7 protein-coding genes and 1 pseudogene are annotated in these 13,461 nt (G+C 36.0%); 1 reads left to right on the plus strand and 7 read right to left on the minus strand.

Annotation, left to right across the window (positions count from 1 at the left end):
- Nucleotides 1-35: 35 nt before the first annotated feature.
- From ACZ41W_RS09320 to ACZ41W_RS09350, 7 genes and pseudogenes are all read right to left on the minus strand, one after another.
- Nucleotides 36-668, minus strand: a complete 633-nt coding sequence (locus tag ACZ41W_RS09320; RefSeq protein WP_464311705.1) for a phage tail tip lysozyme — start codon at nucleotides 666-668, stop codon at nucleotides 36-38.
- Nucleotides 669-743: 75 nt separating this feature from the next.
- A pseudogene (locus ACZ41W_RS09325) lies at nucleotides 744-1,124 on the minus strand (RHS repeat-associated core domain-containing protein); the annotation flags it as partial.
- A gap of 372 nt (nucleotides 1,125-1,496) precedes the next feature.
- The gene (locus tag ACZ41W_RS09330; protein ID WP_464311706.1) at nucleotides 1,497-2,099 is read right to left on the minus strand and encodes a hypothetical protein; all 603 of its coding nucleotides are present in this window, start codon (nucleotides 2,097-2,099) and stop codon (nucleotides 1,497-1,499) included.
- Nucleotides 2,096-3,487, minus strand: coding sequence for an RHS repeat-associated core domain-containing protein (locus ACZ41W_RS09335; RefSeq protein WP_464311707.1), 1,392 nt, complete (start codon nucleotides 3,485-3,487; stop codon nucleotides 2,096-2,098). The genes ACZ41W_RS09330 and ACZ41W_RS09335 overlap by 4 nt, the downstream gene beginning before the upstream one ends.
- Before the next feature lie 54 nt (nucleotides 3,488-3,541).
- Nucleotides 3,542-4,357, minus strand: a complete 816-nt coding sequence (locus ACZ41W_RS09340) for a hypothetical protein (protein WP_464311708.1) — start codon at nucleotides 4,355-4,357, stop codon at nucleotides 3,542-3,544.
- 285 nt (nucleotides 4,358-4,642) lie between these two features.
- A complete protein-coding gene (locus ACZ41W_RS09345; protein WP_464311709.1) occupies nucleotides 4,643-5,500 on the minus strand; it encodes a hypothetical protein in 858 nt (285 codons plus the stop codon).
- Between the two features lie 15 nt (nucleotides 5,501-5,515).
- Complete coding sequence (locus ACZ41W_RS09350; RefSeq protein ID WP_464311710.1) at nucleotides 5,516-11,953, minus strand: RHS repeat-associated core domain-containing protein; 6,438 nt, start codon at nucleotides 11,951-11,953, stop codon at nucleotides 5,516-5,518.
- 305 nt (nucleotides 11,954-12,258) lie between these two features.
- Between ACZ41W_RS09350 and ACZ41W_RS09355 the strand changes: the two genes are divergently transcribed.
- Nucleotides 12,259-13,452, plus strand: coding sequence for an ATP-binding protein (locus ACZ41W_RS09355; protein WP_464311711.1), 1,194 nt, complete (start codon nucleotides 12,259-12,261; stop codon nucleotides 13,450-13,452).
- Nucleotides 13,453-13,461: the final 9 nt, after the last annotated feature.

Here is a 13,461-nt window from a genome sequence, read left to right on the forward strand (position 1 = left end):
AAGTAAATCTCCTTTTGTTTTTAACATTAGTATTATTATTTAAAATATTCATACCATTGTTTTGCGTAATCAATTCTATTTTGCTTTCTATTGTTATCGTCACTTGATCGTTCATAAGAGGCATGAAAAATTAATGCTAAATCACCTACATCTTTTTTGGATAATATATAGTTTTCAAAGGACATTTCATCTGGAGAACCGTATCCCAATGTAGGAAACCATTCTTTCTTTTCAGATTTCAATTTAGAGTTACTGCTCCATACAATAAAATCCAATTGTAAATTCATAAGTCGTTTTGGATCATTTACTGCCATTTCATTTGTTTCATCAACAGTTAAGTTTGCCCAATTGAGAAATTTACTTGCATCATCCCATTGAACAAGACCATACCCTAAATTAGTATTATTTTGATCTTGCCATGCTCCGGGATTCATTTGACTTTCTTGTTGAATATTCCCAAGTAACCCACAAATAGCTTCTACCGTCCAGCCTTTGTCAATTAGATAATAATAAATATATTCTGCATTTGATTTTTGCTGTTCATCAGTCAATCGTGTTTTATCAGTTAATGGAATCGCATAAACAGGAATACTTGCAAGCTTCCATTCTCTGTAGAATTTTACACCTAACTCATACATAGTTTTTCCTACGCTTTTTATTGCATTCATCCAATCTTCAGGACAATGCCCACTCGGATCTACATATCTGAGCGGATTCCCATTACAATATGCATACAAGTTCAGCGATAACGGCTGTTGTAAACTCCCCGCATACGTATCCTGAGTAATAAACCTCGCAATCTCCGGACTATAATACCTTGCTCTCAGATAATAAAGCCCTGATTCTTCATCAAAGTACTCGCCTGAATAGCGGTATGGATTGTATAGGGTGTTGGTTTGTGCGCCGATTTTGATTTCATTGCCGTAGGCGTCATACTGATAGTTTGAGACCTCGGTACCTGTTTCGTCAAGAATTTTATTGACGTCGCCGTGTCCGTCCCTTATAAATGTGTAGTAATGTCCGCCTGAGCTGCGACCGATGAGTCCGAATCCACGGATATTGCTTGCGTATAGTTGACCGCCGACCGCTTCATCGATGATGTCTGCGCCTGCTAATGATAGCAGTCCATTTTCTTATTGGGGGGCATTAAAAAACGGCGTCTACTCATACAGTTCAAGTAAACCGCCGTCTTTTTCACTCATCGTTTCGATGGTGATTCTTACTCTCAAACGAAACCCTTCAAAAAAGTTTTCTGTATAGCCATTTCTACACAATCCATCTAAAATTATATTTGTGTAAGCCTCATTATTTTTGTGTAATTTTTTTATTCTTGTTTAAGGCAGATAAAATAAATTCATACGGAATTTGTCTAATTTAGTACACTCTCCAAATCACCATACTCATGAGTTAGTTTTCTTAAACAGCATTCTTTTGTTTACTAAATACATACTACTTCTAGATTACATTATGGGATTTGTTAACATTTAACTTATGAATCAAATATATTCATATTTAATCCCTACGATTATTCCAGCAGTGTCTGCGTAAAAAGTCAAAATCATATCATCCTTATAGTATATATATACCTCGCGTAGCTCGTTAGCACTTGAATTATCAAAATCACCATACTTAACTAAAACATCTGACAGACAATCATTTACTTTGATACCTCTTTTTGTTTCAAATTTTGATGTAGTCAAATCAATACCCACAATCATTCCCTGTGGATTAACTACGACTTTAAAATCATCATATACAAAAATGTCATTTACATTATTTTCAGCAGAAAGTCTAGCACTTACTAATTTTTCTAATGTTTCTAATTCATCATAATTTCCTCCTAAAACAATATTTGTTCCATTATCAATTATTTTAAAATCGTTATCATCCAAAACGCATATTTCTTGTACTTTTGACTCCACAATATCCCTTGAATCAGAAACCATACTTAATTCGTTATCATTCTTTGTTGTTTCTGCCGATTCATTAGATAAAGGTTCTTCAACTTTTTCTTTACTTGAGCAACCATCACAGAATAAAAATATTATACTTATCACAACGACCAATAGAATTAGTTGCGCATATTTGTGACTTCTCATTTATAAACTCCTTCCACTACGTTCAAAGGCATTACACCATAATCACCATTAAAATATAGATTTAGTATTTCATCAGTTCTATTCTGCCATCCCTGACGATATTTTGCGTTCTCAGGGTTTTTTGAAACAATTTCATCATAGTAAGCATCTATGTCCGCCTTAATCACCTCATACGAAGCTCCAGTGTTTATATGGTCTATCAAATTATCTATAACATTCAATGAACCGACATTATATCGTAGAGCTACTAGAGCATCCAACTGCTGTTGACTTAGTTGAATTGTTATTAGTGGTGAGTCAACAATTTTTGTTGCCATATTGTTTGCTACCCCCGTCAATAACTCCAATGCGAATTTTGCACTTATGGTGGAGGCTGTTCCAATACCCAAGCTCAGTGGGTCTTGTGTCAAATCGTAACCATAACCAATGGTTGTATTATTGATAGATGTCTTTACCCCCAAAATTTTACCCTTATCATCCAACAATAGTGTATTTATATTGACTTCATGATTTGCTATAAAATTGAGTCCATTCTCACTAACTGTAGTTGCTCCAGTTTTACTCGTACCCTTACTAGCAACACCGGATGCTTTATTAAAAAACATTTTCATCACATCATATATTTTTGATCCTGCATTATAAAATCCATCAACTATATTTTTCAAAATTTCTGGACAATGCCCGCTAGGATCTACATATCTGAGCGGATTTCCATTACAATATGCATACAAATTCAGCGATAACGGTTGCTGCAAATTCCCTGCAAAAGTATCCTGAGTAATAAACCTCGCAATCTCCGGACTATAATACCTTGCTCTCAGATAATAAAGCCCTGATTCTTCATCATAGTACTCGCCTGAGTATCGGTATGGATTGTAAAGAGTGTTGGTTTGTGCGCCGGTTTTAATTTCATTGCCGTAGGCGTCATACTGATAGTTTGAGACCTCGGCACCTGTTTCGTCAAGGATTTTATTGACGTCGCCGTGTCCGTCCCTTATAAATGTGTAGTAATGGCTGCCTGAGCTGCGACCGATGAGTCCGAATCCGCGGATATTGCTTGCGTAAAGTTGACCGCCAACCGCTTCATCGATGATGTCTGCGCCTGCATAGTAAAACTGTGTGGTTGCGCCATTTACGGTCTTTTGTGATCTGAGGCCGTCTGGGTAGTAGGCGTAGGTTGAGACTTTGCCTGCTGGGTCTTTAAATGCGATCATGCGATTTTTGTGGTCGTATTGGTAGGTTTTTGTGGTTTGCTGAGTGCCTACCGTGTGTATTTGGGTGGTGAGGTTGCCACTTAAGTCGTAGGTGTAGGAGGTGGTTTCTGGTGTTGATAAATACAAACCCATAGAATATTTTACATTCCATGGGTTTGACTGAATATTACTCATTAAATTAAGAAACCTTACTTATTATCAATATAAATCTTTAGTTTAATCCTCTGATTAAAGACCAAGACGATATGGTAATATAATATCTGTATAGTCATCTGGATGAATATTTCCTTTTCGATCCGCAGTTACTCCTATCCAAAAATCGTCTAGTTCAAAAATGTAAAATGAAGTTTCTTCTACATCCCAGTCTTTTTCTGCTTCCCAAAAAAACCATCCAGTATCACGTGTTTCAATCTTCCATTCAAAAGGCAAATTTATTTGTTTTATCAAATCACTAATCTGAATAGTAGAATCATTCATATTAAACAGCAAACTATTGGGTACACTTAGATGATGACAAACATGATTTCCAAATCCTATGATTTTTTTTGTTATAGGATCTTTGTAATAAAAATATCCCCTTTTACCAAATCGAGGTGACCAATCATCATCCGTACTCTTTAACACCTCAATTGAATTTTTCCCTAGATAATCAAAATCCTTTTGAATTGCACGCCAATTTGAATTCTTAAAAGCTTCAAGTGTAATATATTTTTGTTCTGAGGGATAACCTTGAATGACTTGTGCTATTTCATCAAAAGACATCAATCCAAGATAGACGAAGCGTCTTGCCTTTGGATTAATTTTTATTTGATTTATATTAAATGTCACCTGATATCGATCTGTAAAATACACATATGCTGATTCATCCAAACAAACTGTTTCAATTTTATTTTGAACAGACTGTTTTTCAGATATTGGTCGTTCCGTCACTGTATTATTTTCACTGGAACACCCTGAGCTTAGACAAATCAATGATACAGCAAGTACTAATACCGTTAATTTTCTAAACGTGATCTTTCTATGTATCGTAAAACAAGTTGCCACTCACTACCTCCAATCTGTTTATAAAATCGTCCATATTTTTTATTATACAGATAATTCTGATATTTACAACAAATTAACTGTTATTTCTAAAAAACTATATTTAATCGGTTGTGTTGTTTATATACATTTGTGTTTAATTTTGTTATATTCAGTTCAGTTGTGAAGAAAACCACAAATTGAAATTCTAACATTAGTCAGAAAAAAGGTGTAGATGAAATAAAGTGGCAACATATACTGTTACCACTTTGACTTCACATGTATTAATAAATTTAATAACACCCTTTATTATTTGGGTTTCCACATTGACACTGCTTTACTCTCTAAATCAACTTGCGCAATGCAGCCGCGCATTCCAATATAGAGAACATCACCTTCAAATACGATTGAGTTCGGATACAAATTTTGCCAGAATGCATTTTCTACGGCCACTTCAGTAATTTTATTATTACTAAGTATTAATAATTTATCATATGTTACCAAATACATAATAGACTCTTCTTTGATAACAAAACAATAAGGATCTGATCCAATTTCTAACACTTCATCTGCAGTCCACTTTGAGTGATGATTAACTAGTTTTAATATTTTGCCATTGCTTGGATCCGCTGCGTATTGAGATTCAATCATGTAACATTCGTCATTCAAGACAAAAAAGTCTATGATATTCCCATTGTATACAAGATATTTTTTGTTTTTATCTCCCTTAGGATAGAAAAAAACACCCCCATTCTCTTCAAATCCGTGAACACTTACAAAAAAACCGTCTTCTACATATAACTTCTTATAACTATAATTCCGAAACCATTTCCACTCTGATTCTTTAGCGTTTATCGTATTTCCTGGTCTGCTCGAATTAAGTCTCCAACTGATTATTTGATCTTGTAAGGTTTTCCAATCACCACCAAATGGTTCTGGCGCATCTAATTTCGCCCAATCATTGCTACTGATCACATCTTTAATTGACACCGTTTTCATGCTATTATTTTCAACTTTTTCGTCAACATCTTGTAATATACTATTTTCTATTTCAGTAGAAATTTTATAATCTGTAACATCCTTTTCAACCACATTAAACTTATAACCGATAAAAAGCACAAGAATGGCAATCAAAATTAAAATACTTTTTCCATATATTTTTTTCATGTATATCTCTCCTATTTATTTTGGATCGTATAATCCAGTTGAGTAATATTTAGAATACGCCCACCATCCTGAGATCTGCCACCATTTATATTTTTTGTACTTATAATATTGATATCCCGTCTCTCCATTTTTTACACCTTCCAACTTAGGAAGGCCACTTGCAATTAAAAATATTTGTGGATGACCCTCTTCTAAATTTTCAGGATTAAACCCATCAGGATCATATAACAATAGCTCTCCAGCGGCATTGGCTAGATATAACGGACAAAGTTGCGTTAGTCTTCTTCCCGACCAACTCATATCCATATCAACTGAAAACTTCAAATCTAAAGGATATTCGTACGCTCCATGAGTATGAATTGCGGCAGCTAACTCATCTTCTTTATTCAATTGAACCTTATAAAATAGTGGCATTTTAACAGATACCCTTTCTCCAGGTACAGTCACTTCACCGTGCCAGGGTTCTAAGTATAAATATTTACCATCCTTATTCTTATAAATATAAGTCGCCCATTCAAAATTATTTTTAACGCCTTCTTCTTCAGTAGCATAAATAGTTGCAAAATCAATTGCCGCTTCATCTCTAGTTTCAAATACATCCCCCGCACGATGTCCACTAGGATCTCTAAATGTTATTGGATTACCATTACAATATGCATACAAGTTCAGTGATAAAGGTTCTCTCAAACTTCCGACATACGTATCCTGAGTAATAAACCTCGCAATCTCCGGACTATAATACCTTGCTCTCAGATAATAAAGCCCTGATTCTTCATCAAAGTACTCGCCTGAGTAGCGGTATGGATTGTAAAGGGTGTTGGTTTGTGATGCGGTTTTGATTTCATTGCCGTAGGCGTCATACTGATAGTTTGAGACCTCGGCACCTGTTTCGTCAAGGATTTTATTGACGTCGCCGTGGCCGTCCCTTATAAATGTGTAGTAATGGCCGCCTGAGCTACGACCGATGAGTCCAAATCCGCGGATATTGCTTGCGTATAATTGACCGCCAACCGCTTCGTCGATGATGTCTGCGCCTGCATAGTAAAACTGTGTCGTCGCGCCATTTACGGTCTTTTGTGATCTGAGACCGTCTGGGTAGTAGGCGTAGGTTGAGACTTTGCCTGCTGGGTCTTTGAATGCGGTCATGCGGTTTTTGTGGTCATATTGGTAGGTTTTTGTCGTTTGCTGAGTGCCTACCGTGTGCGACTCTGTGGTGAGGTTGCCATTGTCGTCATAGGTGTAGGTGGTGGTTTCGGGTTGTGGATTAGTTACTTGATTTACAATTGGTTCAAATACAATCGAACTTGTGTACAGTCCTACAAGTTGAGAAGCTGTTCTATTCGCTGATACCGCGGACATATTCATTGCTTGTAAAATGCATGGAGTATACATCATAACAACAACAGGTGGTTTAGGTAGTCCAGGAAGAGGAGTCGTTCCTCGAGGCGGTTTAGGCACCGTTCCATTGCTTATTGTAAATGATTGAACTGCTATTAAACCTTCCCATTTGAAAGTTAGTTGAACATTTGGAAGAGGACTTGTTCCGTCATGGTTTAAAGTGACTACTTTTCCGGTCTGTTTTACAGTAATATATCTCGATACTTCAGCTGGTGTAATTTCAATGACCATCGATGAAAATTCATCGGCACTAGCCATTTCTCCATTTTGTTTAGCTAAAACCGACATCGAGATCGTCGTAATACCGTTAACTGTAGATTTTCCATCTACTACTACATCTAAAGATTTAATCTTTGTAAAGGATACTGATTTTTTAACACTCGCTCCATTCCACAAAAAATTTATATCCATGCTAAGTTCTTTAGGTCTATAAATTATGTCACTAACATCAATAATTTTAATATACTTCATTGTCACGGTACCATCAACAAGCAATTTACTAGTGTCAAATATAACGTTCGACGAATTCGCTGAAGTATTAGTGCTACTTGTTATTTTTAGATTCTGTAATTGACTTGCAGGGGCAGGTTTTCCATTAATTTTACCAACTACTTTAAATGTTACGCTATCACCCACATTGAGTGAACGATTTTCAATATCCACATTTGATGTTACTTCTAATGTTTTTGACGATTGTGAAAACTGAACTGAATGTAGCAATTGCGACTGAGTTTTTATGAGTTTATTTGCACTGTCATAACTATACGTCGTTTGTTTCGACGTATATGGATTTAAAGACGGCACTTCATCATATTTTGTTAGAATATTTCCGTTCTTATCAAAGGTGTAGCTCGTTGCGTTGCCGTTGTCATAAGCGACTTTTGTCAGGCGATTGAGCGTGTCATAGGTGTAGGTCTTGGTACCGTTTGATCCCGTTTCGTAGATGCGGTTGCCATTGACATCGTAATTATAGGTATAACTACTTACATTGACATTACCTGCTTTGGTCGTCACCTTTGTTGCCAAGAGCCCATCTGTGGTGTAGGTGTTCACTTCGATGATGCCACTTGGATAGATAGTCTGTCTTAATAGTCCATCTGCATAGTAGCTGTACTGCGTCACTTTGTCATCTCTCGTCACTGAGATCATGCGGTTGCGACTGTCATAGCCGTAACTTGTGAGTTTGCCAAAGTAATCCGTCATGCTCACCATTCGGCTGTTTTGATCGTAGGTGTAGGTGATGGTTTTGCTATCTGGCATGGTTTTAGTGAGCAACAGTCCATCTGGCGAATAACTTTGTCGGATGGTTCCGTTTTCGTCTTTGATTTCTGTGATTCTGCCTTCTATATCGTAGACCGTTTCTGTGATTTTACTTCCGTCGATTTCTTTGATTTTTCGTCCGAGATGGTCGTACTGATACTGTACGATTTTACCTGAGTAGTCTTTGCTGTAGAGGACATTTCCCATTTTGTCGTAGACAAATTGTTCTGTTTTTCCTACAGGGTTGGTGGTTTTGAGTAAGCGTCCTTGGTTGTCGTACTCGTATGATGTGACACTGCCTCCTGCGGTTACGACTTTTCTTGGTGACCCGAATAAGCTTGGTGTAATCGTAGTCACTTCACCAAGCGCATTGGTTACACGTAAAAGGTTTCCGAGTGAGTCGTAGGCGTAAGTCGTCTTGTTACCTTTGTAATCCGTCTCTGATATGACGTTGCCATTGCCATCGTATGCCATCGTGCGGTAGATCATAGATCCATTTGAAATTTTTCCCACGCGAATAACTTGACCAAGCTTATCTGTTTGCTCATAAGTTTGAGCACCTGTTTCGTCTGTGATGATCTTTGCAAATGAGTCATCGAGATAGTTAACCGATTGGCTACTTCCATCTGGAGCTTCTGTTTTTATGACTCTTCCAAGGACGTCATAGGTCATTTTGGTTTCAAATCCCATCGGATCAACGACTTTGATGACTTGACCTTGTTCGTTGTAAATATTTTTTGTCGACTTTCCTGTATCGAGATTCGTCGTCGATAAAGGTCTACCTAGCGCACTATACTGATACTGTGTACGGACACCTGATGCTGATGTTACTGTCGTGCTATTATTCACATCGTCATACGTAGCTGATGACATCACTGTACCGTCAACGTTCGTTTGTATGACTCTTCCTAACGCGTCATAAGATACTTTTGTGCTTACGCCGAGTGGACTGATAATTTCAATTAATCGACCGTTATTAAAGTCGTACTTGTATGAAGTTTCAGCAGTAACCATTTGTTCGTTGATCCCTTGATTAAAACCATTTGTTCTGGTGGTCTGAGTTGTTTTAGTCAGGTATGCACCTTGATACTCAGAGCCATATTCATAAAATGTTTCTGTGGATTCGTCTGACTTTTGTGTTTTCAAGTGTGTCACATTGCCATATGTGTCGTAGTCAAAGTACGTCGTCACAGACTGATCGACACCATCAACGATGTTTGATTGCTTGATAGATCTATAATTTTTATCATTATTACCTAGTTCAAAATAAGTTGATGCGTAATTTGAATTCTTTAAATTTTTAACACTTGAAACTAACAAATGATAATTTCCATATTCATTTCGCGTTTCAATTCCATCTGCATCACGATGGTAAATTAAGTCACCAACACTGTTGTAAGTATAAATTTCATTTATTTCAGAAAAATTATTATTGTCTAAATTGTAAATGTATTTTTTTACCCCTTTAAGCTGTTTTCTATCATCATGATGGTAAAACGTATTTGACAATAATTTTCCGCTTAACGTCGTTGTGATTTCATTATAAACCGAACCATACGTTTCATGGACAAGTGTTTTAATAAGATTATTTGAAGTGACTTTTGTTGAATGACTACTTCCATTAACCGCCCATGGTTCATCATACTCATACTTTATTTCTTGACTCATTTGATGACTGTCAATGATTTGATGACTTGTCACTCGCATGATTTCTTGAGTTCCTGACGAGCCAAGATAAGTTTTTAACTTTTTATATCCAAATACTTGCTTTCCACCCGTTGGATATTCAATTTGATTTAGATAGAAATAATCATTTTTAAAGTCTTCTTTATAAGGATCTACAAAAGAATATGCACTTTTATTTTGTAGATAGTTATACTTGGTGCTTTTTCCAGTTGGATCAATATATTCGCTCAGCAAATACTCAGTTGTATAGCCTGGTGCAAATACATGATTAAATGTCATCACACGTTGATCTGGAAAAGTTACAGTTACTTTTTTACCAGTTTCTGTTATTGTTTCGTTAAATACAATCTCTCTTCCAACTGTGTCGATGATTTTCTTTAACACACGCTGTTCACCGACTGTTTCATAAATCCATTCAATTTTATTTCCATAGCGATCAATCATCGCCATCAGAGTTCCATCTTCAGCAAAATACTGAGTGGTTCCCACTCTCATATAAATTGCATACTCCGAAATTTTTCCAGTGTATGATTGCGTATAAGTAGAATCTTTCCATATTGAAATATCTTCTAATCCGTAATTCTCTAACTTATATCGATTATCCTCATAATTAATAATTTTATAGGTTTGTCCATTGCCGAGGTGTAAGTAATTTGCGGTTTGTTTAACCCCTCTAAATTCTCTTTCTGTCTTTTCTATACTTGGAAAGCCCCAAGACCATCCCATTCCAACATTTTCAAATTTATCTTTATAACTCAAATAATTCAATTTATCCACTATTTTTTCGGTATGGTTATAGCCATCTTCCTCATTCACAGTAGCTTCATAGATTTCATACAAATCATTTCCTATATAGTCTTTACCTACACTGACGTATACCGGAAATTGTGCTGTTATTTCTTTCATCCTACCAAAAGTTATGTTCGTATGTGTTCCAATACTCTTGTAATAAAGATTTCCATATGGTTCATAGGTTCCATTTCTATAAACATATACTCCGGATTTTGAAATATGCACATCATAGTCAGCGCCAGAATATGTCTGTTCATCTAATTGCCCAAAATCCTCATCTGCAACTTTTGACTCTCTCGAGTTATAAGAAAGACCAATTGCAACATTGAATCCGTTTCTCCCCGGTAATGATTCTGATGGGGTTTGCGTATATAACGTACCATCAAAAGTACTGACACTTGTACCATTTGGGCTCCAAGAAAATGGCGCAGTGTATTCTTTGTTATATGTTGGAATTTGTACATTTCCCGCATCAGAAGTTGCAGTATTGACACCGTTACTTTCAATATTTGAAGCTTGTATCAACTTAGACTTACTTTTTGGTGTGTAGTTCACAATGATCGATAATATATCCAAGATTGAATTTTGACTGAATTGTTCAATTTGACGAATCTTCTCAAAATCAATGTGATATTGATCTAAAACGTACTTTTCATTGCCATCAAGGTGAACATTTTCTTTTGGCATTTTTGAAATGTCATATGTATGTTCGTTTTTTATAATTACCAATACATCTAGTTCTAATGTTTTAGCAGCATATACAGCTTTTGAAGCTGCAGTTGCATCATATCCTAGCAAAATAAGCTGAATAACGCTATCAACGTTTGATTCATCATGATGATACACATTAATTTGTTGTTCCAAAACTTGAAGAACATTAATCAACAATTTGGAATCTGAGTAGTAATTTACAAGTGTTAAAGCTTGCTTCAAAGTAAATGTCATTTGATTGCTTAGACTCGCTGCTTGAACAGCTTTTCTTAAGGTGACGTTTTGAAGAAGTGGATCATTCATGATTGCATCACTTAATCCTTCTGAATCACATAAAATTTGCTTTTGTTCCGCTGACAACTCGTTGTAAAAACTGTAGTTGTTTAACATGTCATCCACCAACGGCAATACTTGTATATTCGCCGGTGTCGTGCTAATCGGACTATTTGCATCCAACCCTAGCAATTCTTCCATGCTCACTGCATGCTCTGTACTTTCTCCATCTGATGCGGTTTCATCGGCGAAGCTTAATTGTATTCCGGAAAACGACGGAATAATCAAGCTGATAACTAGTAGCCATGAAACGATTTTTTTGCCCAATTTCATGTAAATCCTCCAAAATATTTATATTTGTTAACAACAATATGTCAACTATTTCATTATACAGATTATTTGGAATTTTACAATTATCAAACTGTTGTTTCTATAACATTATTTTCATACAGTTATCTTCCAATCTTATACTCTGACTTACTGTGTTGCTAAAAAAAGTCAAAGCTGCAAAACTCCAACTCACTCTTCGCGCATAAAAAAACACAGCCTTTACATTTTTTGTAAAATGTGTTTTACAAAATTGACTTTTACGCGATAATATGTTAATGTGAGTTTACAAATATGAATGAGGTGATGCAATGATTGTGAGGAGAGAACCTTTAGAAGATTTGATTCGTTTTAAGGATAAAAACTTAATTAAAGTTGTAACTGGCATCCGTCGTTGTGGTAAATCAACGCTATTTGAAATATTCCAGAACGATTTAAAGGGTCATGGCGTCGATGAAGAGCAAATTATCTATGTGAATCTGGAAGATGGTGATTTTAGGGATATACGCACATCCGTAAAATTATATGAATATGTTGAAAATAAACTGATCAAAGATAAAATGAACTATGTATTTCTTGACGAAGTCCAACAAGTGGATCATTTTCAAGAAGGTGTAGACTGGCTCTATGCAAAGAAAAATGTGGATCTGTATATAACTGGATCAAATGCATTTTTATTATCCGGAGAACTTGCAACCCTCCTGTCAGGTCGATATGTTGAAATAAAGATGCAACCACTCTCTTTTAAGGAATATGTTTCAGCTTACCCAAACAACACAAATACTGCGGTTTTGTACACGAACTATCTGCAGAATAGTTCTTTCCCCGGAACTCTTGAATTAGATAGAAAAAAGGACATTCGGCTATATCTTGAAGGCATCTACAATACCATTCTTCTTAAAGATATTGTCACCAGAAAGAAAATTTCAGATCCAACTTTGCTTCAAAGTGTTGTGGAGTTTATTTTTGACAATATCGGTAATCTATGTTCTTCGACAAAAATTGCAAATTCGATGACATCGTCAGGAAGAAAGATCAGTGTTCCCACTGTAGAAAGTTATCTAAGTGCATTAGCGGATAGTTTTATAGTTTATAAAGTAGGTCGATATGATGTAAAAGGAAAACAATATCTTACGACTGGATCTAAATATTATGTCGCCGATATCGGACTTCGCTATTTTCTTTTGGGGACACGATATGCAGATATGGGGCACATTCTAGAAAATGTCGTATACCTTGAGCTTTTAAGAAGAGGTTATGAAGTTTATATAGGAAAAGTAGGCGATGCGGAAGTTGATTTCATCGCCATAAACGAAACCGGTGTAACCTACTATCAAGTCACTCAGACCGTCATGGAAGAACAGACTCTAAAAAGGGAACTTTCTTCTCTAAATGCTATCAAAGATCACAATCCAAAACTTTTGCTTACAATGGATTATGCCCCTCTCATTTCTCACAATGGAATTAAGCAAATAAATGTTCTTGAATGGTTGTTGAACGACTAGCATCAACGA

The organism is Fusibacter fontis (assembly GCF_055378735.1).